A 24,917-nucleotide genomic window follows, 5' to 3' on the forward strand; every position below is an offset into this window, starting at 1 on the left:
AGTCATGCGTTCGCTGTTGTCACTGCTGGCCCTGCTCGGCCTCGCGCTGCCTGCTTTCGCGCAGCCGGCCGCCCCCCTACGGGCGCCGCTGATCGTGCTGGCCTACCACGACGTCCGCGACGATGTCGGCACCCTTGCCGACCGCGACCCGGATGCCACCAGTACCGATCACCTCATCGCCCACTTCGACTGGCTCAAGGGCAACGGCTATCACGTCGTGAGTCTTGAACAGGTGGTACAGGCCGGCCATGGCGGTGCGCCACTGCCGCCCAACGCCGTGCTGCTCACCTTCGACGATGGCCTGGAGAGCTTCTACACCCGCGTCTATCCCCTGCTGCGTGCCTACAACTACCCGGCCGTGCAGGCCATCGTGGGTTCGTGGGTAGACCTGCCCCCCGGCAAGCGCATGCCCTACAACGGCAGCGATTGCGACCGCTCCTGCTTCCTCAGCTGGGACCAGGTGGCCGAGATGCAGAAGTCGGGCCTCGTGGAGTTCGCCTCGCATTCGTGGGCACTGCACCAGGGCATGAATGGCAACCCGCAGGGCAACCTGCTGCCGGCGGCCGCGCATGTCGCCTACGACAACGCGACCAAGCACTACGAAACCGAAGCCGAGTACATCGCGCGCATCCAGGCCGACCTGGCCCACAGCGCCGATGAAATCCAGTCCCATACCGGCGTGCGGCCGCGCGCCGTTGCGTGGCCTTACGGTGCATACACGCAGGTCGGCCAGAACGTGGCCGCCAGCGTCGGCATGAAGGTGTCCTTCAGCCTGGGCGACCGCCTGCCCCGCGTGGGCGCGGGTGGCACCATCCCCCGCCTGCTGGTCAGCGGCAACATCACCGCCAACCGCCTGGGCTGGCTGATGCGCCACCTCTCGCGTACCGATCCGGTGCGCGCGGTGCAGGTGGACCTCGACTACGTGTACGACCCCGACCCGGCGCAGCAGGACCGCAACCTTTCAAAGCTGCTCGACCGCATCAAGCGCATGCATCCCAGCCAGGTCTGGTTGCAGGCCTATGCGGACCCCGACGGCGACGGCGTGGCTGACGCCGTGTACTTCCCCAACCGTCACCTGCCGATGCGCGCAGACCTCTTCTCGCGCGTGTCCTGGCAGCTGCGCACCCGTGCCGGCGTGCGCGTATACGCGTGGCTGCCGGTGCTGGCCTTCCGCTTCCCCGATGGCAAGGACCTGCCGACGCTGGCCGGCGAACCGAAGCCCGGCGGCGATCATTTCCGCCTTGCGCCGTATGACCCGAAGGTGCGCCAGATGATCGGCGACGTCTACGAGGACCTGGCCATGCACGCCGATGCGGCGGGCCTGCTGTTCTCCGATGACGCCTACCTGCGCGACACCGACAACCTGGGTCCGTGGGCCAACCGTACCCCGGCGCAGAGGACGCGCGCGCTGATCGACTTCACCGACGAGATCACCACGCGTGTGCAGCGCTGGCTACCGCAGGTGCGCACGGCACGCAACATGTTCGCCCTGCCCGTGTTCGAACCGAAGGCCGAAGCCTGGACGGCGCAGAACCTCGCCGCGTTCAACGAGGCCTACGATTTCACGGCGATCATGGCGATGCCGCAGCTGGACAAGCAGTCGGACAAGATCGGCTGGTACCGTAACCTTGCACGCAAGGTGGCTGCGACACCGGGGGCCTTCGAGAGCACCGTGTTCGAATTCGCCTCGCACGACTGGCGCACCAACAAGCCGATTCCCGCCGCGGAGATGGGCCAGCGCATGCGCACGGTGCAGTCCGAAGGCGCATGGCATATCGGGTATTACCCGGATGACTTCCTGCACAACCGTCCGGACCTGGAAACCATCCGTCCGTTCATTTCGGCATCCGATTACCCGTGGCCGGAGCCGGCGCGATGAATCAGGGCGGCATCCTCCACATCCTGCTGGAATTCGCGTTCTACTATCCGTTGATCATGTCGTTGATCTGGATGAGTGGCGGCGTGATCTATTTCCTGCGCTGGGAACGCAACGAGCCGTTGCGCGTGAAGCCGCCCGAGCTGGCCGAATACCCGATGGTTTCGCTCATCGTGCCCTGCCATAACGAGGGGGAGCAGGTGCGCGAGACGATCGCACACCTGGCCTCGCAGCAGTATCCGCACTTCGAGATCATCGCCATCAACGATGGCTCCACGGACGACACCGGTGCGCAGCTCGACCAGCTGATGGAGCAGTACCCGCGGCTGCGCGTGATCCATATGTCGAGCAACCAGGGCAAGGCCATGGGCCTGCGCGCCGCGGCGCTGGCATCCAATGCCGATTACCTGGTCTGCGTCGATGGCGATGCCCTGCTCGACGACTACGCCACGCACTGGCTCATCTCGCACATGCTGGAAAGCCCGCGCGTGGCGGCTGTCACCGGCAACCCGCGCATCCGCAACCGCTCCACCCTGCTGGGCAAGCTCCAGGTCGGTGAGTTTTCATCCATCATCGGCCTGATCAAGCGCGCCCAGCGTGTATACGGCCGCATCTTCACGGTGTCGGGCGTGATCGCCTGCTTCCGCAAGAGCGCCCTGCACGATGTCGGTTACTGGAACACCGACATGGTCACCGAAGACATCGACGTCAGCTGGCGCCTGCAGATGCGTCATTGGGAAATCCGCTACGAGCCTAACGCCCTGTGCTGGATCCTGATGCCCGAGACCCTGCGCGGCCTGTGGAAGCAGCGCCTGCGCTGGGCGCAGGGTGGCTCCGAGGTGCTGCTGCGCTATACGGGCAAGCTGTTCAAGTGGCGCCAGCGGCGCATGTGGCCCGTGGCCCTGGAGTATGTGATGAGCCTGCTGTGGTCGTACAGCATGGCCATCATCGTCACGCTGTGGGTGCTTGGGCACTTCGTGCCGCTGCCGGACTCGCTTCGCATCAACACCTTGCTGCCACAATGGCACGGCGTGGTACTGGGTGCGATCTGCCTGCTGCAGTTCCTGATCAGCCTGCTGGTGGACCGCCGCTACGAGACGCGGATCGGCCGCAATTACTACTGGATGATCTGGTATCCGCTGGTGTATTGGATGCTCAACACGGCCACCTCCATCGTGGCGATGCCCAAGGCCTTGATGAAGCGCAAGGGCACGCGCGCGGTGTGGGTCAGCCCGGACCGGGGACTGCGATGAAAGCCGATGCCATCATGATCCAGCGGCCGGAACGCCAGTCGCGCGCGCAGAAGGCCGTCTTCACGATGATCACCGTGGGGGCGTGGCTGTTCTGGGTGTTCCTGTGGCTTCCGCTGATCACCCTGGGCGCCTGGGCCTTCGGCCTGCGCAACGCCTGGCTGCAGCTGTATGTGCTCGACCCCATCGGCGACGGCGGCGACATCAATATCGTGCTGGTGGTGGCCCTTATCTGCGCGCTGGTCTTCAGCAGCTGGTCGGCCTATAACCACGCACGCTTCGCCGGCAAGCAGAAGCGCCGCGGCAATTCACCCGTGAGCGTGGGGGAAACGGCCGCCGCCATCGGTGCCACCACCGACGATGCCGTTCGCATGCAGGGGCATCGTCGTGCGGTGGTGAGCGTGGCCGACAACGGCTTCATGACTGTCGACGAGGTCCGCTGAAGGCCGCTAAACGGCCTTCAGTACGTAAAGCCCGAACGCCGGTCCGGGCGATACCCACTCACGCTCCACGATCCATCCACCGGCCTGCGCAAGCGCCGCGAAGGAGGCCGGCGTGAACTTGTGCGAGTTCTCGGTATGGATCGATTCGCCCGCTGCGAAGTCGAACACCTGCCCCGCCACTGTCACCCGTTGCGCGTGGCGGCTCACCAGGTGCATTTCGATGCGAGCCTTGTACGCGTTCCATATCGCACGATGTTCGAATGCTCCCGTGTCGAAGTCGGCGCCAAGTTCCCGGTTGATGCGTACCAGCACATTGCGATTGAACGCGGCGGTGACACCTTCCGCGTCGTCGTAAGCCGCAATGAGCGTACCGGTATCCTTCACCTGGTCGGCGCCCACGATGAAACGGGTGCCCTTGCCAAGGCTGCATCGCACGGTGCGCAGCAGCTCCACCGCCTCGTCGGGGGTGAAGTTGCCGATGGTGGAGCCGGGGAAAAACGCCACCACGGGTCGCCCTGCCACGTCGTCGGGCAGTTCGATGCCACGGGTGAAGTCCGCCACGCGTGGGTGCACTTCAAGTGACGGATAAGCCGCTCGCAGTCGCTCTGCGGCGCCCTGCAATGCGTCCGGGCTGATGTCCACGGGAACATAGGCGCTCAGCCACGGCGCGGCATCGAGAAGAAGGCGGGTTTTCTCGCTGGCACCGCTGCCCAGTTCGAGCAACGCTGCGCCTTCGGGAAGATACGTGACCAGTTCGCTTGCGATGCTCCCCAGCAACGCGGTTTCCGTGCGCGTCGGGTAATACTCCGGTGTTGCGCAGATCGCCTCGAACAGCGCGGAACCCGCGCCGTCGTAGAAGTACTTCGGCGAGAAGGACTTCGGCGTGGCCGACAAACCGGCCAGCGTATCGCGCAGGAAGGTGTCGCGTTCGTCCTCCGGCTCACCCGGCACGTCACGGGCCAGACGCACGCCGGAGAACATCCAGCGTTGTCCGGGGCGGTAGAAGTTGCGGTACGAAGGACGGCTGTGGCCGGGCGGCGTCACTGTCGCCCCGCCCCGGAGCACCATCTGTCCGCTCATGAACTTGCCGTTGTATTCGCCGACGGCATCGTCCGTCGCGCGAAAGCCGGGATACGGGGTATATGCACTGGCGGTCCATTGCCAGGCCACGTCGTCCACCTGCTCCAGGCCGGGGCGCGACCGCACCGCATGCTCCCACTCCGCTTCCGTCGGCAGTCGCGCACCGGCCCAGCGCGCATAGGCTTCGGCCTCGTAATAGCTGACATGGGTGACCGGTGCATCCGGGTCCACCGGCTGCCAGCCGGCCGGGGTCATATGCGACCAGACCTCGCCTTCGCGCTGCCAGTACAGCGGCGCTTCCCAGCCTTCTTCCCGTGCCAGTGCCCAACCGTCGGAAAGCCAAAGGTCCGCCCGCCGATAGCCACCCATCGTCATGAAGGCCAGCCACTGGCCGTTGGTGACCAGCCTGTCCGCGATATGGAAGGGTTCAAGCCACGCGGTGTGTCGCGGCCCTTCGTTATCGAAGGCAAACGGCTCATCGGCGGCACCTATGCGCACCGGACCGCCGCCTACACGACGAAAACGCGCGATACGGCCCGCTGCTGGAAGTGGCCATGCCGGGTCGAATGCCGGTTTCAATGGCGACTGGGCGAACAGGTGCTGCATGTCCATCACCAGAAGCTCCTGGTGCTGCTCCTCGTGCGCCAGGCCCAGCCGCAGCAGGGATTCGGTCTGCGCATCGAGGGCTTCCGCCAGCAGCACCTGCATATGGGTGTCGACGTGTGCACGATATTCCATCACTCGTGCAACGGACGGCCGTGTCAGCAGCCCGCGCATGGGACGCGGATGGCGCGGACCGATCGCCTCGTAGTACGAATTGAAGAGAAAGCCGAAGATCTCGTCGAACACCGTATAGCCGGGTACGTTCGACCCGAGGATGAAGGTCTCGAAGAACCAGGTGGTGTGCGCAAGATGCCACTTGGCCGGACTCGCATCGGGCATGGACTGCACCACCATGTCCTCAGGACCAAGAGCGGCGACCAGTGCCTGCGTGCGCTGACGCAGCGTGGCATAACGTTCGGCGAGGGAGCGTTCATGGCGGGCGGTCGTGCAGGCGACGGCCGTGGTACACGCAGGATCGGAATCGAGAATGGCTTGCATGGGTGACGTCCCTTGGCTGGTGTCCCGACCGACCACGCTATGCACGCGGCCGAGGCAGGAAGACGGATAACCATCGTGCGTTCGGTACCCGGCCATTCCAAGTCGAGAGGTCCGCACATCAAGGATTCCCGGGCGGCAACAATGGCAGGATCGGACACTTCGTGGCGGAATTTGATGCACTTGCAAATCATCCAGGCGCTCTCATAATGAGTGCTCACTCACTTATTTATCCCCTTTCTGGAGCATACCCATGCGTGTCCTTTTACTTGGTGCCTCGGGCATGGTCGGCCAGGGCGTGCTCCGTGAATGCCTGCTCGCCGAAGACGTATCGGAAGTAGTCGCCGTGGGCCGCAGCCCGCTCGCCGTGTCGCACCCGAAGCTGACCGTGCTTGTCCGTGCGGACCTCGCGGATCCGGCGGCCATCGCCAGCCTGCCCGGCCACTTCGATGCGTGTTTCTTCTGCGTGGGCGTGACTTCGTTCCGCATGGACGAGGCGACGTATACCCGTCTTACCTACGACATGACACTCGCCGTCGCCACGGCGCTTTCGCGACGTGATCCGGACATGACCTTCGTTTACGTATCGGGCGCCGGTGCGGATTCCACCGAGCACGGCAAGACGATGTGGGCACGCGTACGCGGCCGCACCGAGAATGCCCTGGCGCGGCTTCCTTTCCGGCGCGTGCATGCGATCCGGCCCGGCATCATCCGCCCGATGCATGGCGTCACTTCGCGCACGCGGGCCTACCGGATGCTGTACCCGATCTTCGCCCCCCTGCTGCCGCTATTGCGCGCATGGCGCCCCCACCTCGTGGCGACAACCGAGTCGATCGGACAGGCCCTACTCGGACTGGCGCGCAACGGCTACGGCAAGACCATCCTTGAGATGGCAGATATCGAAGAAGTCGCACAGCGAAAGGGCTAAACCTCACCATTGGGCGCTTGTGGGCCGTACCATGTCGGCATGACCACCGTAATGACCGTCTCCCGGGCCGTGATTGCCCTCGTGGCGCTGCCAAGGAACATCGCGACGTGAAGCCCATCGTCATCGCGACGATGCTGGCATTCGCGCACGCCGCCCTGCTCATCGCTTTCCCTGTCCAGGGCATGACGGTGTCCTATGTGGCGTTCTTCTCCGTCGCCGCGATCGCCATGATCTCCACGCTTCGCGCGTGGTATCGCTCCGGTACGCCGCGAGACGATCGCTGGTGGCTGCTGCTGGGCAGCCTGTCGCTCTGGGCCGTGGGCATGGGGCTTGCGGCACGCGAAAGCTATGTCTTCGACAACGACAATCCGGCGCCGGGCTACAGCATGTTCCTTTACGTGCTGTACGTGCTTCCGGTGCTGGTTGCCGTGTCGTCGGCACCCGTGGCGGCACGTAAACAGTGGGCCATCGCCATCGACCTGTGCCTCGCCGCGCTGCTTGGCGTGCTGTTCTATGTGCGCACCTTTTCCATCGTCAGCGTGCAGGGTGCTCCGGGCATGGCGCAGGCGCTGGACGTCGCCTGGATGCTGGACTTCGAGAACTGCTGCCTTGCCATCGCCGCCCTGCTGCGTTTTCTTGCCACCGACCGACCCAACGATCACTACTTCTTCCGCGCGGTGATGGCCTTCTTCGTCACCTATGCCATTTCGGGATTCTTCTACAACCACTACGTCGCGCTCGGTGGTCATCCCGAATTCGGTACGTCGCCATGGGATGCAGTGCTCGACCTGCCGTTCCTGGTGCTCTTCGTGACGACAGCCTGGCGTAACCCCCAGAGGCATTGGCATCCGCCGGTCTATCTGGTGCGCTTCGTGCAGGGTGCCAGTCCTACCTTTCTCGCCATCAGCGTGCTGGGCTTCGGGTTGATGGTGATTCCCGATTACCCCACGCTTGGCATCATCGGCGCCATCGCCGCGGTGCTCGGTATCGGTCTGCGCGGCACGGTGGCCCAGGTCGATCTGGTCGAAGAGGAATACCGTCTTTCGCGCAGCCGCGATGAACTGGAAGGCCTGGTCTTCATCGACAGCCTGACCAGCCTGGCGAATCGTCGGGCGCTGGACGAGCGGCTCTGGCGCGAATGGCACCGCCCCGCGCAGCGCGAACCCATTGCCCTGCTCATGATCGACGTCGACTTCTTCAAGGAATACAACGACCGCTATGGTCACCTTGCCGGCGATGACTGCCTGCGCGCCCTCGCCAGCACCCTGCTCGCGCGCGGACTACGCGCAGGCGATTTCATCGCCCGCTTCGGCGGCGAGGAATTCGCCGTGGTGGCGCCAGCCACGCGCCTGCAGGAAGCCGTGGCGCTCGCCGAAGACCTGCGCTCACACGTCGAAGGACAAGCGCTCGCCCACCCGCTGAGCCCCTTCGGCGTGCTGACCATCACCATCGGCGTGGCGACCCTGCACGCCAGTGCTTCCGGTAGCCCGCTCGACCTGCTGAACGCGGCGGATCGTGCGCTCTACCGCGCCAAGCAGTCGGGCCGCAACCGGGTAGGCACCATGAGCGAAGGCATCCCGGAAGCCCCCCGCCCCGTGTAGGAGCGCGCCTTGCGCGCGACCGGCATGGCGTGCGCCCCCACGATTCCTGTAGCTGGCCGCCATGAACGGTCGCGCGCAAGGCGCGCTCCTACGCGAGCCCGGGTTTTAACCCCGTTTGCCCTGCTGCTTCGTTTCACCTTCATGTCCCCCAAGCGAGGCCATGCAAGATGAATACGCTACGCGTCACCCTGCCCCTGCTTTTCGCCGGCCTCGTCGCCACGGCTGGCGCCGCAGCCGGCCAGCCGCCCGCGACGCCCCGGATCGGCGTGCCCGTTGCCACGGACGACGGATCCGCGGATTGCGGCCAGGCACAGATCACGCCCCCCATCATGCGGCGGACCACCGCCCGTTATGGCGGGGTGCAGGTCACCGCGGCAGCCGCACCCGCGCCACCCTCTCCGGCGGCGCCGCCGGCCTACGCTGTCGAAGAAGCGTCCGCAGGGCAAGCATCCGTAGCCAGGCTGGCCGTGATGCCAACGGGCATGATGGATACCAGCAATTACCGGCACCGCGATACGAATCCAGTGCATCTGGCGGCGAGCGAACCGGTATCCACCTTCAGCATCGACGTGGACACGGGCTCATACACCAATGTCAGGCACATGCTCCAGCAAGGCCAGCTCCCTCCCGCCGATGCCGTGCGCAGCGAGGAATTCATAAATTACTTCGACTACGGCTACGCGCTGCCCGGCGACCGTTCGCAGCCTTTCAGCGTCACTACCGAACTGGCCCATGCGCCGTGGAACGCCGATCGCGAACTGCTGCTGGTGGGCATCCAGGGATACAAGGTCCCTGCAAACCAGATACCTGCGGCGAATCTCGTTTTCCTCGTCGATGTCTCCGGCTCCATGGACGAACCCGACAAGCTGCCACTGCTGAAGGCTTCGCTACGCCAGATCGTGCCGAAGCTTCGCGCCCAGGATCGCGTGTCGCTGGTGACTTATGCCGGTGCCACCTGCGTGGCCCTGCGCTCTACCGCCGGCAATGAACACGCGAAGATCCTCGCTGCCATCGATGCCTTGCATGCCGGTGGTTCCACCAACGGGGCGGCCGGCATCGACCTGGCGTACGCGCAGGCGGCGAAAGGCTTCATCAAGGACGGTGTGAACCGTGTCATCCTTGCCACTGATGGCGATTTCAACGTGGGCACGGTAAGCATCGAAGCCTTGAAGACGCGCATCGAGGACAAGCGCAAAAGTGGTATCGCGCTGACGACGCTTGGCTTCGGCGAAGGCAACTACAACGATGCCATGGCCGTGGAGCTGGCCGATGTCGGCAATGGCAGCCACCATTACATCGACAGCCTGGAAGAAGGTCGCCGGGTGCTGGTGGACGAGATGTCCGCCACGCTGATGACCATCGCGAAGGACGTGAAGATCCAGGTGGAATTCAATCCGGCCGTGGTGACCGAGTACCGCCTCATCGGTTACGAAAAACGCATGCTCGCCCGCGAGGATTTCAACAACGATGCGGTGGATGCGGGTGAAATCGGTGCGGGTGCCCATGTCACGGCCATCTATGAAGTCACCTTGAAGGATTCAAAGGCACGACGCATCGACCCGCTGCGCTATGGCTCGTCGACGCTGGCTACCGGCAAGGGCTCGGAACTGGCTTTCCTGCGCCTGCGCTATAAACCGGCCGATGGCGGTGCCAGCAAGCTGATCGAGCAGCCGCTTTCCGCGCAGGTGGCAACCTCGCCGAGCGAGCGGATGCGCTTCGCCGCAGCGGTGGCCGCCTTCGCCGACAACCTGCGCGGAGGGAAGTACAGCGATGGGTTCGGGTATGGCAAGGTCGCCACCCTGGCTCGCGATGCACTGGGCGCTGACCCGGGTGGGTATCGCGCGCAGCTGGCAAAGCTGGCCGATATGGCCGGCGGCATGCAGACGCCGTAACCCTCGTTGCAGGAGCGCGCCTTGCGCGCGACCGGGTTGTCGCGATGACCGGTCGCGCGCAAGGCGCGCTCCTACAGGGTATCGACATTATCCACGTGCGGATTTCTCTATCTCCCGAAGATGCCGTAACCTCCCCGGCCATGGACGCACCCCTGGCCGACGATGCCGCCTTGATGCAGGCCTGGACAGGCGGGGACACGGCTGCCTTCACCACGCTCTATATGCGCCACAAGGGAGCGCTTTACCGCTTCCTGCTACGCACGCTGAAGGATCGCGCGCTGGCCGACGAGTTGTTCCAGGAGACCTGGAGCCGGGTCATCGCCGCACGCGCGCGTTATCGGCCCGAGGCGCGCTTCAGCACCTGGCTGTTGCAGATCGCCCATAACCTGGCCATCGACAGCTTCCGCAAGCAACGACCGCATGCGGGACAGGAAGAAACCGAAGCGGTATTCGCCAGCCAGGCCGCTCCCGAGCGCGAGCAACCGGAGCATGCGTTATCCGATTTCGAGCTGCGCCGACGCATGCAGCTGGCCATGGAAAGCCTGCCCGACGAACAGCGCACCGCCTTCGTGCTACGTATGGAAAACGAACTGTCCATCGAGGAGATCGCTACCGTCACCGGAGTAGGCCGCGAAACGGCGAAGTCGAGGCTTCGCTACGCCATGGCCCGTATCCGCGAACTCGTTGCCGAATGACATGAACCCGAACACGCCAGCGCCCAGCGACGACGACCTGCCCGACGAGCACGACCTCGCCGGCCTGTACGCGCGCCTGCCCCGGACCGAGCCCGATCCGGCGCTCGATGCCGCCGTGCTGGCTGCTGCAAAGGCCGCCACGCCACGGCGCCAGCCGCGCTGGCCGCTGGCCCTGGGCTCGGCGGCGGTACTGGTGCTGGCCGCCGGTCTTGCATGGCAGCTGCGCGAGACGCAGCCTGTCTATGCACCGCCTCCGGTTGTCATGGAAAAAGCCCCTTCTCGCGAAGAAGCCCCTGCCACGGTCGCGGCCCCGCCACCGGCGGTGGACGAAGTCACCAGCACATCCGCTGCACCTGTGGCCCCCACGCGCCGTGCCGAGCGCACGCCGGCGCCGGTGGCCCGGAAGTCGGTCCATACAACGGCGCCGGCCATGGAATCCATGGCGCCCTATTCGATAGCCCCGGCGCCGCCTGTGCCTCCAGCGCCACCAGCGCCCCCCTCCCCAGCGGAGCCGCCCGCTCCCGGTGAAGTGCGCACGTACGTCGCCGCACCGCGCCTCAAGCTGGACAATGCGCCGGCATTGCAAGCCGCAGACACCGCGCAGGTGGCTTCCCGGCCAGCCACCGTGCCGGACCCCGACACCCAGGTGGCCGACATCCGCCGGATGCTCGACGAAGGCCGTCGCGCCGATGCCCTGCATGCCCTGAAGATCCTGCGTCGTACGTATCCGCATTACGACCTGCCCCAAGACCTGCGCGACCTGGAGCGGTGAGCGCACTGCAAACCCTCACCTCGCCGTGGCTCCACGAGGAAGAGATCAAGAAGAGCCGCTTCATCGCCCGGGCCGCGCCCGTCGCCAGCCCGGACCAGGCGATGGCATGGATGGCCTCCGTCAGCGAAGCCGGTGCTACCCACAACTGCTGGGCCTATCGCATCGGCGATGCCTACCGCTTCCATGATGACGGCGAGCCCGGCGGCACGGCCGGGCGTCCCATCCTGCAGGCCATCGAGGGCCAGGGCTGCGACCGCGTGGCCGTGGTGGTCACGCGCTGGTACGGCGGTATCAAACTGGGCGCAGGCGGTCTGGCACGGGCCTACGGCGGCAGCGCGGCGGAATGCCTGCGCGTGGCCCCGCGCGTGGATATCGTCGAGACCGGCCGCCTGCACATGCATTGCGACTTTCCCGGCCTGGCTCTCGTGTCGGCACGCATCCGCGAGCTGGGTGGCGAGATCGAGCGCGAGGTGTTCGTGGCGGACGGCGCCGAGCTGACCGTGCTGGCACCGAAAGACCGTCTCGACGCCATCGCCGCCCGGGTCACGGACGCCACGCGAGGCCGTGTCGTGCCGCGAGTGGTGGAGTAAACCCGGCAAAACCGATTGAATAGCGAACCGGATGGCCCCATCCGTCCACAAAGCCCACAGGATCGCGCCGCGCATGACTGAAGAACGCAGGGAGAAATCACGCAAGATCGGCGCACTACGCCACCTCTGGCCCTTCCTGCAGCCACACCGGGGCCTCGCGCTGGGCTGGCTGTTCTTCCTGGCGCTGTCTTCCGGTGCCTCGCTGGTGCTGCCGGTGGCGGTGCGCCACATCATCGACCGCGGCTTTCTCGCCTCCAACCTGGCGACGATCAACGGCACATTCCTCGCGCTATTCGGCGTGGCCGTGGTCCTGGCGCTGGCCACCGCTGCCCGTTATTACTGCATTGCCCTGTTGGGCGAGCGTTCGCTGGCATCGATGCGCACGGCGCTTTACCGCCACGTGATGGGCCTGGACGTGGGTTTTTACGAGAGCACGCGCGTGGGTGAGCTGACATCGCGCCTGGGCACCGATACCGAAGTGGTGCAGACCCTGGTCGGCTCGGGCATCTCCGTGGCGCTGCGCAGCGCCGTGATGCTGATCGGTGCGGCTGCCGCCATGGCCTGGACCAGCCCCCGTCTCGCCGGTCTCACCGCCCTGGTGATTCCCGCCGTGATGCTGCCCATCCTGGTCTTCGGCCGGCGGGTGCAGAAGCTCTCTCGGCATAGCCAGGATCGCATTGCCGATGCGGCTGCCGTCGCCAACGAGACCCTCAACGCCGTGCAGGCAGTGAAGGCCTACGGACGCGAGCCAATCGAGAGCCGCCGCTATGGCGATGCGATTGCCCGCGCGCTGGCAACGGCGCGTCGTCGCATTGGCATGCGTTCGGTGCTGACGGCGGCCGTGATCGTACTGATCTTCGGTGCCATCACCCTGGTGCTGTGGGCAGGCGCACGCGATGTGATTTCCGGCGAACTGGCACCGGGCGTGCTCAGTCAGTTCGTGTTGTATGCGATCTTCGCCGCCGGGTCGGTGGCAGGCCTGTCCGAGGTATGGGGCGATGTGCTGCGCGCCGCCGGCGCCATGGAGCGCATCGGCGAGCTGTTCGCCGAGCGGCCGGTCATCAAGACGCCGGAAGCACCGGAGCCACTGCCCCGACCGGTCACCGGATCGCTGCGCTTCGAACATGTGTCGTTCCGCTATCCCACCCGCCCCGATGTGCTGGCACTGGCCGAGTTCGACCTGGACATTGCACCGGGCGAGACGGTGGCCCTTGTCGGCCCATCCGGCGCGGGCAAGAGCACCGTGTTCAGCCTGCTGCTGCGTTTCCACGATCCGGCCACGGGGTCGATCCGTTTCGACGGTGTGGACCTGCGCACGCTCGCGCTACCCGAACTGCGTGGAGCCATTGCGCTGGTGCCGCAGGAAACGATCATCTTCGGCGGCACGGCAGCGGACAACATCCGCTTCGGTCGCGAAGATGCGACGGATGCGGAAGTGCGCGATGCGGCGTTGCTGGCGGAGGCTGACAGCTTCATTTCCGCACTACCCGAAGGATATGAGGCAGCACTGGGCGAACGCGGCGTACGCCTGTCCGGCGGCCAGAAACAGCGTATCGCCATTGCACGCGCGATTCTGCGCGATGCACCGTTGCTGCTGCTCGACGAGGCCACGTCCGCGCTCGACGCGCAGTCGGAAGCCGCCATCCAGCATGCGCTCGAACACCTGGAAAAAGGCCGCACGACGCTGGTCATCGCGCACCGCCTCGCCACGGTACAGCGTGCCGATCGCATCGTGGTCATGGACGGCGGCCGCATCGTGGCGCAAGGCACCCACGTAGAGCTGCTACAACAGGGCGGCCTCTACGCCGAACTGGCCCGCCTCCAGTTCGTAGCATGACCCCATCCCATTGTAGGAGCGCGCCTCGCGCGCGACCGTTTGAAACGTAATGCTCCGTAGCAAAGCAAAGCTACCCCTACCGAAGGTGTGGGAGCCGATCGCATCGGCGATGTTGCGCTCCGTAGGAACGTAGCCCGTGTGGTGTTTCGCTCCGTAGGAAGGGCTCGCCTATCAGCCTCGCATCGGCGCTCATACGTGGCGGAGCAGAGGCGACGGGGGCGGCCCTTGGCGCTCCGGCCTGCGGTGTCCCTCGGGAAAGGAGGAGCCGCTGCGCGGCTCAGTGTCTTATGGCTTCGCCCCTTCGGGCCCGGTGAGCGGGCGGGGTTTCCTGACTCGACATCCTGTCTCGGCAGGAAAGGCCGGCCTTCCTGGCCGGCCCCCTTCGGGCCTTTTCCGCCCGCTCCCCTCACCTCCATCAAGTCGCGCCAAGGACCGCCCCCGCCGCCTCTCCCAGCGTGATCGCAGGCTGTTGTAGGAGCGCGCCTGCGCGCGACCGTTCATGGCGCGGCCCATCACCACCCCCGTTCCACCGGTCGCGCGCAAGGCGCGCTCCTACAGGGATACAGGGTCGTGGTGCGAATACCTTGTAGGAGCGCGCCTGCGCGCGACCGTTCATGGCGCAACCCATCACCACCCCCGTTCCACCGGTCGCGCGCAAGGCGCGCTCCTACAGGGATACGGGGTCGTGGTGCGAATACCTTGTAGGAGCGCGCCTGCGCGCGACCGTTCATGGCGCGACCCATCATCGCTCCCGCTCCACCGGTCGCGCGCGAGGCGCGCTCCTACACGTTCCAGCGCGATAGCACCCAGAAGGCTACGGCGCCTGACGTTGCCAATCCCATTCCGGTCATCGCCAATCGGAACAACACAAACGTCGTTTCGTCTTTCGGGTGTATCCACACCTGGATCATCAGCTGATCCATGGCCAGCAACGCCACGATAGCGCTGCCGAACGCAGCCACCGCGAATCCGCGCGCACCGCGCGTGGCAAGGCTCATTCCCTCGCGCCGATCCATGAACACCAGCACATTGATCACCATCAACCCCAGCGCCATCGTGATCTGCACGATTTCAATGCCCATGGCTCACCTCGCTGGTGTCGTACCTCGACGGCGCCTCGAACAGCACCTGTGTATGCGCCCGCTGCACGCAGTAATGCCCCACCGCCACCAGCGCCGCCACGCCACCGATCGCCAGCGACAGGTCGCGGTGATCGGCGTCGTCAGCCTCTTCATGCGCCACCTCGGCCAGTAAGCGCGCTGTCCCCTGCGCATACGCCAGCCATTCCGTCGCTTCATTGAGCAACCGTTCCGTGGAGGCATCGTCGTCCTCCAGAATCCAGTGTTCGTTGATGTCCTTCATGTACAACTCCATGGGTCAGCGCCGCCCTCCCATCCCAGGTGTGGCACGCCATGGACTCCATGAACGTGCCACGGGGTAACGCAACGTCAGGTTGACGTTTTACTGCGCATCGCTCCGGGACGATGAGGCTCTCCGGCGTGTCCGTGAGCGGACGCCGGGCGGCGTGATTGTCGAAGTGGATGCGGCGTCAGCAGGCCATCACCGGGCAGCCGGCAACGCGCCGGGTGTTTACGGCAAGGCTAAAGCGCTAGAGGCGCGGCGGACGCCGCGGTTCGTCAACCGCGTTCGGGCAGGACCGGAACGGCCCGGGCACCGGAGGGTGGGCCACCGCGGAGAAGCGGCGGGCGGACGAGTGACGTAGAATGGCAGATAGCCATGGACGACTCCTTGCTAGTGGTAGCTAGTTGAGGATGACTCGGTGGTTAGTGGGATCGGGACGGATTGCCGTCCTCCCGATTCCACGCTTTCACCGCCTTGGAGCGAAGGCTGCCTGCGAATACGAGTGAACCGACAGCGCAGGCAGCGGTGACAACGTAGCAAAACAACACAGAATTGTCTGTAGGCGGCGCCCGCATGTGACCGTCGCGCCATCCCATCACGACCACGTTTCTCTGTAGGAGCGCGCCTTGCGCGCGACCGGTTATCGCGAACACCATCAACGCCTCGTATTGACCGGTCGCGCGCGAGGCGCGCTCCTACAGGGGATATGTTGTCGTGAAGTTGGTTGCCCATCCGGTAGCAGTGTTGCGTTGTAGGAGCGTGCTTGCGCGCGACCGGTGGAATGGGGAACGTTGATGTGCATCGCAATGAATGGTCGCGCGCAGGCGCGCTCCTACAATGTGTTCGCACCACTACCTCGTATCCCTGTAGGAGCGTGCCTTGCGCGCGACCGGTGGAACGGGAGCGGTGATGGGTTGCGCTATGAACGGTCGCGCGCAGGCGCGCTCCTACAACACGCTGCGATCACGTGGGGAGAGGCGGCGGGGGCGGCCCTTGGCGCGACTTGATGGAGGTGAGGGGAGTGGGCGGAAAAGGCCCGAAGGGGGCCGGCCAGGAAGGCCGGCCTTTTTCGCCGAGGCAGGAGCCGAGTCGAAAAACCCCGCCCGCTCCCCGTGCCCGAAGGGGCGAAGCCATAAGACACTGAGCCGCGTAGCGGCTCCTCCTTTCCCGAGGGACACCGCAGGCCGGAGCGACAAGGGCCGCACCCGTCGCCTCGTGCGCCGCCACGTCTCATGCGCCGATGCGAGGCTGATAGGCGAGCCCTTCCTACGGAGCGAAACACCACACGGGCTGCGTTCCTACGGAGCGCTACATCGCCGAGGCGATCAGCCCCCACACCTTCGGTAGGGGCGGCTTTGCTTCGCTACAGAGCATTACGTTTCAGATGGTCGCGCGCAGGCGCGCTCCTACATGGATGTGCGGGAGGAGCCGTCTACTAGTTCGATGGTGGTTACGTTGTGGATCCAGCGCGCGGGGCGGACGTCCACCGGCACGATGATGCGGAACGGGCCATCCATGCTGTCGAGGGGGTGACCGTCGCGGCGATTGACCAACAGGACCTTTTCCGCGCCCAGGTCGGCGTCGAGTTCGCCGAGGGTAAAGATCACCTGGTAACCGTCGCTTGCCGTCACTCGTACGAATTTCGCGAGTGCCGCGCCACGCAACGCCTTGTCCACCGGGGCGCCCTGCTCCCGGAGCAGGTCGATAAGGGCAATGCCGTCCCAGGTACTGGGCGTATCGCCATGGGCACCGACATGCGCACTCGCATGAGGCAGTTTTGCCAGAGCGGCCGCATCCAGCGTGACCGGGGGCTTGCCTGGCACGATGTAGCGAATGCTATCGGCGGCGTAGGCGCGTGGTGCCAGCATGATGGCCGCGACGAGCGCGCAGCCCAGTACGATTCGTTGCTTCATTCTTTGATCCTCGTCAGGCCAGCGCTTTGACCAGCGCACGCACCGTTGCCACGTCCGTACGGGTTTCGCCACCGCCCATGCCCAGCGTATCCGCCGGTACGCGACGCATCGCGGAGGGCAGCCGGCGCTTTGCCGATGCGTGGAATTCGCGTGCCCGCGTCGTTTCACGCAACGCCACGATGTTTTCCGGATCGATGCCCGCGCCGGGCATGACCACGATACGGTGCGCCGCCTGCGCAACGAGCCGGGCAAGCGGGCCCGCACCGGCAACCGCACTGGACATGCCGCCGGAGGTCAGCACGCGTTCGAAACCCAGGTGGATCACCGTCTCCAGTGCCTCGCTACGATCCGGCAGCAGATCGAAGGCCCGGTGGAAGGTCACGCCCATCGGGCCCGCGGCTTCGATGAAACGCTCGCAGGTATCGACATCGATTTCGCCTTCGGCGGTCAGCGCGCCCACCACGACGCCGGCACAACCCAGTTTGCGGCAATGCTCGATGTCATCGATCATCGCTTCGACTTCGTCGTTCTCGTAGAGAAAATCGCCCGATCTCGGGCGGATCAACACATAGAGCGGTATGCGCAGGCCTTCGCGCGCAAGGCGAATCGTGCCGTGTGACGGTGTGATCCCGCCTTCGTCCAGGCTGGCACACAGTTCCACGCGATGTGCGCCACCCTCCTGAGCAGCGAACGCGGAGGTCACCGAATTGGCGGCAACTTCAAGCAGACCCATGATCAGTACGTGCTCTTGCCCGGGATGAGTGCGTCCTGCTTTGTTGCATCGCAGACCGCATAGGAGAAGCCCTTCTGGATGGCCCACGCGCCAACGTTGCCCTTCTTGTCCATGGCAAGGAAGCCAACCTGGATATCCCTGGCACCCGGTTTGCGACGCAGGATACGTTCCACGGCTTCGCGGCAGGCATCCTCCGGCGAGCGCCCCTGGCGCATCAGCTCGACGACGAGGAAACTGCCGACGTTGCGGATGACTTCCTCGCCCACGCCCGTGGAGGTAGCGGCACCTACTTCGTTATCGACGTAAAGGCCGGCACCGATGATCGGGCTGTCGCCGACGCGACCGTGGAGTTTCCATGCCATGCCGCTCGTGGTGCACGCACCGGACAGATTGCCGTGCGCGTCGATGGCAAGCATGCCGATGGTGTCGTGGTTGCTGGCATCGCCGGGCGTGCCGCCCGGGCCGGCGTTGTAGGTCTTCACTTCACTGTTGGCCACTGGCTTGTACTTCGCCGTCTTCAGCCATTCGTGCCAGGCCTGCTCGGATTCCGGCGTGAGCAGTTCCTCGCGGGGAAAGCCTTGTTCCACCGCGAACTGCAAGGCGCCATCGCCCACGAGCAGCACGTGGGGCGTGCGCTCCATGACGCGACGAGCGACCGAAATGGGATGGGCAATGTGTTCGATGGCAGCCACGGCACCGCAGTTGCCCTGCTCGTCCATGATGCTGGCGTCGAGCGTGACCTTGCCGTCGCGATCGGGATATCCCGCGCGCCCCACGCTGTGGTTGCGCAGATCTGCCTCGGGTACCCGCACGCCCTGCTCCACCGCATCGAGTGCACGGCCGCCATCGGCCAGCACCTTCCAGGCGGCCTGGTTCGCGGCCACGCCGAAATCCCAGGTGGAGCAGACGCGGGGCTTCATCCCGGCACCTCCGGTGGCCTTCGGTTTCAGGTCCACCCGAGCGAGCGCGTCAGCGCCCAGTGCCACGCCGGACGCGAGGGTCGCGCCCTGGAGGAAACGCCTGCGATCCATGAATCACCCCGTTCGACGACGCGCCTGCCGCGCCGTCGCCGATGGTCGCATGGGTACGTCGTGGCTGACCACCTTCCCTGTCACGCTCCAGGATTTCCCTGCGATAGGCCTGGGCCGTCATGAGGCGTGCCGTGGCGTCGCGGGCCATGAAGGCACCCAGCATGGCCATGAGCGTGAGTATGGCCAGGACATAAAGCAGGATGGCACCTCGGCATCGTTTCATGGGCATGCCAGAGCACGTTCGAAACGGCGGCCGTCATGCATGGTGAGACGTATCGTCACGGTGGATACGTCTTTGCATGCGGCAGCCAGGGGCGCGCGCGTTACACCATCGGGCGTGGTGATGTCGGCGATGAATCCGAGGGAAGCGATGCCTTCTGCAAAAGGTTGCGGATGGCCGTTCGGGGCATATCGCAATGTGTTCCCACGAACGACCTCCCAGCGACCTGCGCATGGCCCCTCGCGACGACAGTCGGCCACGATGGCCCCGAGCACCAGCCATGCGGTGTCTTCGCTGCGCCGCGATGCAAGTACCTGCCTTTGGAAACGCCCTGCCGACACCAACGCAGTCAGCGCAATCGCGGCCACCAGCGACGCCACTACGAGCCCCGCAAGCAGTTCAACGAGGGTCATGCCCCTGGCAAGGTGACGGGCCATGCCAGTTCCTCCCTGCCCTTCCATGTAATCCGGATGATGCAATCCGTTGCCGTGCCGCACTCGACATGTCCTTCGGCTGCACGCCCCATGTGGGCGCCCAGGTCACGTTGAAATGCCGCGAGATCGTCCGCGGCGAGTGAGTGCGGATGGCATGTCGAGAGGCATGCCGGCGAACTTGCCGCTTTTGTATAAATGCCTTGTTCCCACGCCTGCGGATTACGGCGCATGCGTTCGGCGAGTGTCGCGGCCAGCGTGGTTGCGGCCAACGAACGGGAAGCCCGGGCATGCACCGCGAGGGAGTGGCCGACCCAGGTGGCGTGGCATGCCGAGCCGATGGCGAGTACGGCCAGGGCGACGAGGCATTCGACGAGGGAGGAACCGGCGGGCTGGCGCATCGGGTAACGATGCCGCCGTAGCCGCCGCACGGCTATCGGTGCTGCCCGATGCCAGATGTGATCTGTAGGAGCGCGCCTTGCGCGCGGCCGGTTATCGGCAGCACGGCACCTGATATCGACCGGGTTGTCGCGATAACCGGTCGCGCGCAAGGCGCGCTCCTACAAGGGAGCAAAAAAAACCCCGCGCGGTGCGCGGGGTTTTCATGGCATCGATGGAGGCGGGATCAGGCCGCCACTTCGACGCCCGACGCCTGGGCACCCTTCGGGCCCGTCGTCACTTCGAACTTCACGCGCTGGCCTTCCTGAAGGCTACGAAACCCCTTCGAATTGATCGCAGAAAAGTGGACGAACACGTCCTCCCCACCGTCCTCGGGCGCGATGAAACCGAAACCCTTGGCATCGTTGAACCACTTGACCGTACCGAAACGCATTGCGGAAACCTCTGGACATGGACTGGAAGCACCCGGAAAGGCGAGGCTACCCCATGGATTCCCTTGGCCTGCCCCCGCGGCGCAGGCAAGTATCAACATGTTTCAGATAAAAGCGCAACTACGATTCTTTCCCTATCCGGCGTCGGCGAGCATCCGGCCGAGGATCGGGGCGACGTTCGCGGTGGCTGCCTTGAGGTGGGCAAAGATCTCCTCGATGCTGATTTCCGCTTCGTCCCCGGCACCGGCGGCGAAGTTGGCGACCAGTGCGAGGCAGGCGAATTCGATATCCAGCTCGCGGGCGAGGACAGCCTCGGGCATGCCGGTCATGCCGACCAGGTCGCAGCCGTCGCGCTTCATGCGGGCGATCTCGGCACGGGTCTCCAGGCGTGGCCCCTGGGTGACACCATGGACGCCGCCATCGATGATGGCCAGCCCCTCGGCCTTCGCGGCGGCGAGGATCGCCTGGCGCAGGCTTTCGGTGTACGGCTCGCTGAAGTCGATGTGACGCACTTCAGCGCCTTCCACGTCGTTGAAGCTCGTGTAGCGGCCGTGGGTGTAGTCGATGACCTGGTCGGGCACCACGAGCACACGCGGGCCCATGTCGTCGCGGATGCCGCCGACGGCATTCACCGCCACCACCCGGCGCGCGCCCAGCGAGTGAAGTGCCCACAGGTTCGCACGGTAATTGACGCGGTGCGGCGGCACGGTGTGGCTTTCGCCATGACGTGCCAGGAAGGCCAGGCGCCTGCCACGGAAATCGCCCAGGACGATGTCTCCGGATGCCGGACCGAACGGGGTATCCACGCTATGGCGTTCGGTGTTTTCCAGCCCCTCGAAAGCATAGAGGCCGCTGCCACCGATGACGGCGAGATCGATGCTCATCGGGTCAGTCCTTCAGTGCGTGGATGGCAGGCAGGTTGCGGGCCTGCTCGTGATAATCCATGCCGTAGCCGAAAACATAGCGGTCCGGCAGGTCCACGCCGTTGAAGTCGGCTTCGATGCCCTCGGCGCGACGGTCGTGCAGCTTGGTGCAGAGCACGGCGAGCAGCACGCGCTTTGCGCCCATGTCCAGGCAGGCATCACGAACGGACTTCAGCGTGTGGCCTTCGTCGAGGATGTCGTCCACGAGCAGCACGGTGCGATCCTTCAGGGGCACTTCCGGACGACGCAACCAGTGCAGGTCGGCGCCACGCGTGGCACCGCGATAGCGGGTGGCGTGGACGTAATCGAATTCGAGGTCGGTGCGGATCGACAGCGCGAGCTGGCTGGCGAAGATCAGTGCGCCATGCATCACGGTAAGGAACACCGGACGCTCGCCGGCCAGCGCCGTATCGATCTCACCGCCCATGCGGGCGATTTCGGTGTCGAGCTGTTCGCGGGTGAACAGCACATCGGAATGGGCGAGCGCGTGCTCGAGCGAAGCGGATGCGGACATGGTGCTCAGGACTCCAGGACGGTCACGCGGGCAATGAAGCGGTCGCGTTGGGGATTGGCAATGAGACCCGCCCAGGTCGAACCGATCGCGCCACGCAGGGGGGCGATGCGGTCGCTGGGCGACAGGGGGCGATGGGCGACGGCGGCGATGGCTTCGTCGACCACGTCGGGGAAACAGGCGAGCACGAGATCGCAGCCCGCATCGAGGTTGGCGTTCACCCTCGCTGCAACTCCGCCGACGCTGCCGGCGGCGGCCATGCTGATATCGTCGCCGAACACGCAGCCACGGAAACCCAGTTCACCACGCAGGATGTCGTCGATCCAGACGTGGGAATATCCCGCCGGCTGGTCATCAATGGCGGTGTACTTCACATGTGCGGCCATGACGGCCTCGGCACGGGCTTCGATGCCAGCGACGAAGGGCAGCAGGTCGGTGGCGAGGATGTCGTCCTTGCTGCGCGGATCGACGGCCACGGAAAGATGAGTATCCTCTGCCACCGAGCCGTGACCAGGGAAATGCTTCAGCACTGCCGCCATGCCGCCCAGATGCATGCCGCGCACATAGGCCTGCACCAGTTCCGCCGTAATCACCGGATCGGCGTGGAAGGCACGGTCGCCGATGGCCTTGCTGCCGCGATCGATATCGGCGACAGGGGCAAAACTGAAATCCACGCCCACGGCGCGCAATTCGCTGGCCATGATCCAGGCATGCTCTTCCGCGCGATCCACCGCTTCGTGGGCGTCACGATCGTAGAGCTTGCCCAGCGCGCGCAACGGCGGCAGCCGGGTGAATCCCTCGCGGAAACGCTGCACGCGGCCGCCCTCCTGATCCACGCAGATGAGGAAGTCGTCGCCGGCGACTTCCCGGATGGACTCCGTCAGCGCCGCGACCTGTTCGCGCGATTCAAAATTGCGCGAGAAAAGAATGACGCCGGAAACGCCGTGCGCCGTGAGCTGGGCATGCTCATGCGCTTCAAGCCGCGTACCCGACAGACCGATGATCAGCATGCGGTGTCCTCACCCTCGCGCTCGGCAGCCGTCCAGCTCGCATACGGCCGCTCGATGAGATTGACGTTGTAGTAGCGCACCTGGTCGCTGACCTCCCTGCCCAGCCAGCCGGGACGGGGATACGCCGCATCGACCGCGGGCAGTTCGATTTCCGCGACCACGAGGCCTTCGTTGGCACCGTGGAATTCGTCGATCTCGAAGTGTGCGCCATCGACCATGACATGATGACGGTGCTTTTCCAGCACGCCGTCGCACAGCCCCGAAAGAATCTGCAGGGCGTCGTCCAGGGGAATGGGGTATTCGTATTCCTGTCGCTCGATGCCGAGCGTGGCCGACTTGATGTTGAGCCAGGCCTTGTCACCGGAACGTCGTACGCGGACTGAGCTGCGTGCGTGCCCTGCCGCAATCGCCGCGCCGGTCACGAGATAACCCTGCGCAATGGACTCGCTGCGTTCGATATAGGCACGCCAGCCATCGCCGGCCAGCAGGAATTTTCGCTCGATCTCGATACCCATGCCCTAAGCCTTCAGCGCCGTTCGAACAGCGCGATCGATTCGACGTGCGCGGTGTGCGGGAACATGTCCATCACACCGGCACTGACCAGCCGGAAGCCATGCTTCTCGACAAGAATGCCAGCATCCCGGGCCAGCGAGCCCGGATGGCACGATACGTAGACGATACGGTCGGTGCCCTTGCGCGGAAGGTATTCGAACACTTTATCGGCACCGGCACGTGGCGGATCGAGCAGGATGCGGTCCCACTTCTCGCCTGCCCACGGCTCCTTGCGCTGGTCCTCGAAGAGGTTGGCAACCCGGAACGAGGCGTTCGCGATGCCGTTGCGCGCCGCATTGGCGGCCGCGCGTTCGACGAGGCCATGCTCACCTTCCACGCCCACCACTTCCGCCACGTGCCGGGCGATGGGCAACGTAAAGTTGCCCAGGCCGCAGAATAGGTCGAGCACGCGGTGTTCCGGGCGCAGGTCGAGCAGCTCCAGCGTGCGCGCCAGCATCCGCTGGTTCATGCCGGCATTGACCTGCACGAAGTCGAGCGGCAGGAATTCCAGCTCGACGTTGTCGGCGGGAATCGCGAAGGCAAGGCGCGGCGACTCCGGCCACAGCGGATACACGCTGCTGTGATTGCCGGGCTGGAGGTAGATGGCGAAACCATGCTCTTTGGCGAAGACCGTGAGCTTGTCCTTGTCACTGTCGGACATCGGCGAGAGATGGCGGAAGACCAGGGCCACCGTGTCGTCACCCGCCGCGAATTCCACCTGGGGAATGTCGCGGGCCACGTCGAGCGTCTGGATCACCGAGGCAAGCAGGCCCACCTTCGGACCAATGGCCGGGTGGATCACCTCGCACTGCTCGATGTCGGCGACAAAGGCCGGGTTGGACTCCTCGCGGAAGCCCACCAGCACGCGCCCCTTCTTCGTGACGAAGCGCACCGAGAAACGGCCCTTGCGACGGTAGGCCCAGGGTTCGTCGGTGAGCGGCGGCAGCCATGCCTCAGGAGCCACCTTGCCGATGCGCTCGAAGTTTTCGGCCAGCACGTGCTGCTTGGACGCGATCTGCGCGGCCGGTGCCATGTGCTGCAACGAGCAGCCACTGCACTGGCCGAAGTGACGGCATTTCGGCTCGACGCGATCCGGCGAGGGCTCGATGACGGATACGATCTCGGCATCGTCGTACTTGCGGTGGCGCTTGCGGTACTTCAGCAGCACCCGCTCGCCCGGCAGGGCGCCGGAGACGAAGGTGGCCTTGTTGTCGATGCGGGCGACACCCCTGCCGTCGTGGCTGAGGTCGGTGATGGTGGCTTCGAATTCGGTCATGCGCTCAAAAACTGAAAGCCCGGAACGAGTCCGGGCTGGCTGGGAGGACGCGCCACGCGAGCG

The 24,917-nt window shown here is 65.3% G+C and carries 25 protein-coding genes; 10 read left to right on the forward strand and 15 right to left on the reverse strand.

The features are described 5' to 3' along the window. Positions 1 to 4 precede the first annotated feature (4 nt). From pgaB to pgaD, 3 genes are read left to right on the forward strand one after another with little or no spacing between them, the layout of a single operon-like run. On the forward strand, positions 5 to 1,879 hold the full coding sequence (gene pgaB / locus KR767_RS19695; protein ID WP_250877523.1) for a poly-beta-1,6-N-acetyl-D-glucosamine N-deacetylase PgaB: 1,875 nt from the start codon (positions 5 to 7) through the stop codon (positions 1,877 to 1,879). Next, positions 1,876 to 3,129 (forward strand): poly-beta-1,6-N-acetyl-D-glucosamine synthase, encoded by a 1,254-nt coding sequence (gene pgaC / locus KR767_RS19700; protein WP_166948821.1) that lies wholly within the window; start codon positions 1,876 to 1,878, stop codon positions 3,127 to 3,129. Before pgaB ends, pgaC begins: the two co-directional genes overlap by 4 nt. Next, positions 3,126 to 3,569 (forward strand): poly-beta-1,6-N-acetyl-D-glucosamine biosynthesis protein PgaD, encoded by a 444-nt coding sequence (pgaD, locus tag KR767_RS19705; protein ID WP_166948820.1) that lies wholly within the window; start codon positions 3,126 to 3,128, stop codon positions 3,567 to 3,569. Before pgaC ends, pgaD begins: the two co-directional genes overlap by 4 nt. Before the next feature lie 6 nt (positions 3,570 to 3,575). On the opposite strand, the gene egtB is transcribed toward pgaD, so the two are convergent. Continuing rightward, the gene (gene egtB, locus KR767_RS21395) at positions 3,576 to 5,750 is read right to left on the reverse strand and encodes an ergothioneine biosynthesis protein EgtB (protein WP_345779887.1); all 2,175 of its coding nucleotides are present in this window, start codon (positions 5,748 to 5,750) and stop codon (positions 3,576 to 3,578) included. A gap of 250 nt (positions 5,751 to 6,000) precedes the next feature. Between egtB and KR767_RS19720 the strand changes: the two genes are divergently transcribed. The 7 genes from KR767_RS19720 (at position 6,001) to KR767_RS19750 (ending at position 14,062) form a co-directional block, all read left to right on the forward strand. Beyond that, on the forward strand, positions 6,001 to 6,675 hold the full coding sequence (locus KR767_RS19720) for an NAD-dependent epimerase/dehydratase family protein (protein ID WP_250877524.1): 675 nt from the start codon (positions 6,001 to 6,003) through the stop codon (positions 6,673 to 6,675). Between the two features lie 107 nt (positions 6,676 to 6,782). Then, positions 6,783 to 8,276 (forward strand): GGDEF domain-containing protein, encoded by a 1,494-nt coding sequence (locus KR767_RS19725; protein WP_250877525.1) that lies wholly within the window; start codon positions 6,783 to 6,785, stop codon positions 8,274 to 8,276. Positions 8,277 to 8,443: 167 nt separating this feature from the next. Continuing rightward, positions 8,444 to 10,168, forward strand: coding sequence for a vWA domain-containing protein (locus tag KR767_RS19730; protein ID WP_250877526.1), 1,725 nt, complete (start codon positions 8,444 to 8,446; stop codon positions 10,166 to 10,168). A gap of 140 nt (positions 10,169 to 10,308) precedes the next feature. Next, positions 10,309 to 10,863 carry an RNA polymerase sigma factor gene (locus KR767_RS19735; RefSeq protein ID WP_250877527.1) on the forward strand — a complete coding sequence of 185 codons (555 nt, stop codon included), beginning with the start codon at positions 10,309 to 10,311 and terminating at the stop codon, positions 10,861 to 10,863. Position 10,864: 1 nt separating this feature from the next. Then, on the forward strand, positions 10,865 to 11,635 hold the full coding sequence (locus KR767_RS19740) for a hypothetical protein (protein ID WP_250877528.1): 771 nt from the start codon (positions 10,865 to 10,867) through the stop codon (positions 11,633 to 11,635). After that, positions 11,632 to 12,225, forward strand: a complete 594-nt coding sequence (locus KR767_RS19745; RefSeq protein ID WP_250877529.1) for an IMPACT family protein — start codon at positions 11,632 to 11,634, stop codon at positions 12,223 to 12,225. Before KR767_RS19740 ends, KR767_RS19745 begins: the two co-directional genes overlap by 4 nt. Before the next feature lie 73 nt (positions 12,226 to 12,298). Then, a complete protein-coding gene (locus tag KR767_RS19750) occupies positions 12,299 to 14,062 on the forward strand; it encodes an ABC transporter transmembrane domain-containing protein (RefSeq protein ID WP_166948804.1) in 1,764 nt (587 codons plus the stop codon). Between the two features lie 782 nt (positions 14,063 to 14,844). On the opposite strand, the gene KR767_RS19755 is transcribed toward KR767_RS19750, so the two are convergent. The 14 genes from KR767_RS19755 to rlmD all read right to left on the reverse strand — a co-directional run bounded on the left by KR767_RS19755 (position 14,845) and on the right by rlmD (position 24,854). Continuing rightward, complete coding sequence (locus KR767_RS19755) at positions 14,845 to 15,144, reverse strand: hypothetical protein (protein ID WP_166948802.1); 300 nt, start codon at positions 15,142 to 15,144, stop codon at positions 14,845 to 14,847. Beyond that, the gene (locus tag KR767_RS19760) at positions 15,134 to 15,424 is read right to left on the reverse strand and encodes a hypothetical protein (RefSeq protein ID WP_166948800.1); all 291 of its coding nucleotides are present in this window, start codon (positions 15,422 to 15,424) and stop codon (positions 15,134 to 15,136) included. The genes KR767_RS19755 and KR767_RS19760 overlap by 11 nt, the downstream gene beginning before the upstream one ends. Before the next feature lie 1,406 nt (positions 15,425 to 16,830). Next, entirely contained in the window at positions 16,831 to 17,337 is a 507-nt protein-coding gene (locus KR767_RS19765; RefSeq protein ID WP_166948798.1) for a molybdopterin-dependent oxidoreductase, read from the reverse strand. Positions 17,338 to 17,350: 13 nt separating this feature from the next. Continuing rightward, positions 17,351 to 18,070, reverse strand: a complete 720-nt coding sequence (locus KR767_RS19770; RefSeq protein WP_250877530.1) for a copper homeostasis protein CutC — start codon at positions 18,068 to 18,070, stop codon at positions 17,351 to 17,353. Between the two features lie 2 nt (positions 18,071 to 18,072). After that, positions 18,073 to 19,101, reverse strand: a complete 1,029-nt coding sequence (locus KR767_RS19775) for a glycosylasparaginase (RefSeq protein ID WP_250877531.1) — start codon at positions 19,099 to 19,101, stop codon at positions 18,073 to 18,075. After that, positions 19,040 to 19,324: a hypothetical protein gene (locus tag KR767_RS19780; protein ID WP_250877532.1), complete on the reverse strand. Its 285-nt coding sequence runs from the start codon at positions 19,322 to 19,324 to the stop codon at positions 19,040 to 19,042. The genes KR767_RS19775 and KR767_RS19780 overlap by 62 nt, the downstream gene beginning before the upstream one ends. Next, on the reverse strand, positions 19,321 to 19,758 hold the full coding sequence (locus KR767_RS19785; RefSeq protein ID WP_250877533.1) for a PulJ/GspJ family protein: 438 nt from the start codon (positions 19,756 to 19,758) through the stop codon (positions 19,321 to 19,323). The genes KR767_RS19780 and KR767_RS19785 overlap by 4 nt, the downstream gene beginning before the upstream one ends. Beyond that, complete coding sequence (locus tag KR767_RS19790) at positions 19,731 to 20,153, reverse strand: PilV family protein (RefSeq protein ID WP_166948788.1); 423 nt, start codon at positions 20,151 to 20,153, stop codon at positions 19,731 to 19,733. The genes KR767_RS19785 and KR767_RS19790 overlap by 28 nt, the downstream gene beginning before the upstream one ends. A 224-nt stretch (positions 20,154 to 20,377) precedes the next feature. After that, positions 20,378 to 20,584, reverse strand: coding sequence for a cold-shock protein (locus KR767_RS19795; RefSeq protein WP_045829421.1), 207 nt, complete (start codon positions 20,582 to 20,584; stop codon positions 20,378 to 20,380). 132 nt (positions 20,585 to 20,716) lie between these two features. Continuing rightward, a complete protein-coding gene (locus KR767_RS19800; protein WP_166948786.1) occupies positions 20,717 to 21,466 on the reverse strand; it encodes an S-methyl-5'-thioinosine phosphorylase in 750 nt (249 codons plus the stop codon). Positions 21,467 to 21,470: 4 nt separating this feature from the next. Beyond that, on the reverse strand, positions 21,471 to 22,019 hold the full coding sequence (locus tag KR767_RS19805) for a hypoxanthine-guanine phosphoribosyltransferase (protein ID WP_250877534.1): 549 nt from the start codon (positions 22,017 to 22,019) through the stop codon (positions 21,471 to 21,473). A gap of 5 nt (positions 22,020 to 22,024) precedes the next feature. Beyond that, positions 22,025 to 23,026: a beta-N-acetylhexosaminidase gene (gene nagZ / locus KR767_RS19810; RefSeq protein ID WP_250877535.1), complete on the reverse strand. Its 1,002-nt coding sequence runs from the start codon at positions 23,024 to 23,026 to the stop codon at positions 22,025 to 22,027. Then, the gene (locus tag KR767_RS19815; protein WP_166948781.1) at positions 23,020 to 23,541 is read right to left on the reverse strand and encodes a CYTH domain-containing protein; all 522 of its coding nucleotides are present in this window, start codon (positions 23,539 to 23,541) and stop codon (positions 23,020 to 23,022) included. Before KR767_RS19815 ends, nagZ begins: the two co-directional genes overlap by 7 nt. A gap of 11 nt (positions 23,542 to 23,552) precedes the next feature. Beyond that, entirely contained in the window at positions 23,553 to 24,854 is a 1,302-nt protein-coding gene (rlmD, locus tag KR767_RS19820) for a 23S rRNA (uracil(1939)-C(5))-methyltransferase RlmD (protein WP_250877536.1), read from the reverse strand. Positions 24,855 to 24,917 lie beyond the last annotated feature (63 nt).

It is taken from the genome of Luteibacter anthropi, from assembly GCF_023699965.1.
In the GTDB taxonomy this organism is placed as follows: domain Bacteria; phylum Pseudomonadota; class Gammaproteobacteria; order Xanthomonadales; family Rhodanobacteraceae; genus Luteibacter; species Luteibacter anthropi.

What these genes read in the sequence shown, in the direction of transcription:
- KR767_RS19755 (WP_166948802.1), bottom strand. Translation starts at nt 15,144, where the DNA reads ATGGGCATTGAAATCGTGCAGATCACGATGGCGCTGGGGTTGATGGTG.
- rlmD (WP_250877536.1), bottom strand. Translation starts at nt 24,854, where the DNA reads ATGACCGAATTCGAAGCCACCATCACCGACCTCAGCCACGACGGCAGG.
- KR767_RS19795 (WP_045829421.1), bottom strand. Translation starts at nt 20,584, where the DNA reads ATGCGTTTCGGTACGGTCAAGTGGTTCAACGATGCCAAGGGTTTCGGT.
- KR767_RS19720 (WP_250877524.1), top strand. Translation starts at nt 6,001, where the DNA reads ATGCGTGTCCTTTTACTTGGTGCCTCGGGCATGGTCGGCCAGGGCGTG.
- KR767_RS19765 (WP_166948798.1), bottom strand. Translation starts at nt 17,337, where the DNA reads ATGAAGCAACGAATCGTACTGGGCTGCGCGCTCGTCGCGGCCATCATG.
- KR767_RS19770 (WP_250877530.1), bottom strand. Translation starts at nt 18,070, where the DNA reads ATGGGTCTGCTTGAAGTTGCCGCCAATTCGGTGACCTCCGCGTTCGCT.
- KR767_RS19760 (WP_166948800.1), bottom strand. Translation starts at nt 15,424, where the DNA reads ATGAAGGACATCAACGAACACTGGATTCTGGAGGACGACGATGCCTCC.
- KR767_RS19735 (WP_250877527.1), top strand. Translation starts at nt 10,309, where the DNA reads ATGGACGCACCCCTGGCCGACGATGCCGCCTTGATGCAGGCCTGGACA.
- pgaC (WP_166948821.1), top strand. Translation starts at nt 1,876, where the DNA reads ATGAATCAGGGCGGCATCCTCCACATCCTGCTGGAATTCGCGTTCTAC.
- pgaD (WP_166948820.1), top strand. Translation starts at nt 3,126, where the DNA reads ATGAAAGCCGATGCCATCATGATCCAGCGGCCGGAACGCCAGTCGCGC.
- KR767_RS19785 (WP_250877533.1), bottom strand. Translation starts at nt 19,758, where the DNA reads ATGGCCCGTCACCTTGCCAGGGGCATGACCCTCGTTGAACTGCTTGCG.
- nagZ (WP_250877535.1), bottom strand. Translation starts at nt 23,026, where the DNA reads ATGCTGATCATCGGTCTGTCGGGTACGCGGCTTGAAGCGCATGAGCAT.
- KR767_RS19750 (WP_166948804.1), top strand. Translation starts at nt 12,299, where the DNA reads ATGACTGAAGAACGCAGGGAGAAATCACGCAAGATCGGCGCACTACGC.
- KR767_RS19800 (WP_166948786.1), bottom strand. Translation starts at nt 21,466, where the DNA reads ATGAGCATCGATCTCGCCGTCATCGGTGGCAGCGGCCTCTATGCTTTC.
- egtB (WP_345779887.1), bottom strand. Translation starts at nt 5,750, where the DNA reads ATGCAAGCCATTCTCGATTCCGATCCTGCGTGTACCACGGCCGTCGCC.
- KR767_RS19740 (WP_250877528.1), top strand. Translation starts at nt 10,865, where the DNA reads ATGAACCCGAACACGCCAGCGCCCAGCGACGACGACCTGCCCGACGAG.
- KR767_RS19780 (WP_250877532.1), bottom strand. Translation starts at nt 19,324, where the DNA reads ATGAAACGATGCCGAGGTGCCATCCTGCTTTATGTCCTGGCCATACTC.
- KR767_RS19805 (WP_250877534.1), bottom strand. Translation starts at nt 22,019, where the DNA reads ATGTCCGCATCCGCTTCGCTCGAGCACGCGCTCGCCCATTCCGATGTG.
- pgaB (WP_250877523.1), top strand. Translation starts at nt 5, where the DNA reads ATGCGTTCGCTGTTGTCACTGCTGGCCCTGCTCGGCCTCGCGCTGCCT.
- KR767_RS19775 (WP_250877531.1), bottom strand. Translation starts at nt 19,101, where the DNA reads ATGGATCGCAGGCGTTTCCTCCAGGGCGCGACCCTCGCGTCCGGCGTG.
- KR767_RS19815 (WP_166948781.1), bottom strand. Translation starts at nt 23,541, where the DNA reads ATGGGTATCGAGATCGAGCGAAAATTCCTGCTGGCCGGCGATGGCTGG.
- KR767_RS19730 (WP_250877526.1), top strand. Translation starts at nt 8,444, where the DNA reads ATGAATACGCTACGCGTCACCCTGCCCCTGCTTTTCGCCGGCCTCGTC.
- KR767_RS19790 (WP_166948788.1), bottom strand. Translation starts at nt 20,153, where the DNA reads ATGCGCCAGCCCGCCGGTTCCTCCCTCGTCGAATGCCTCGTCGCCCTG.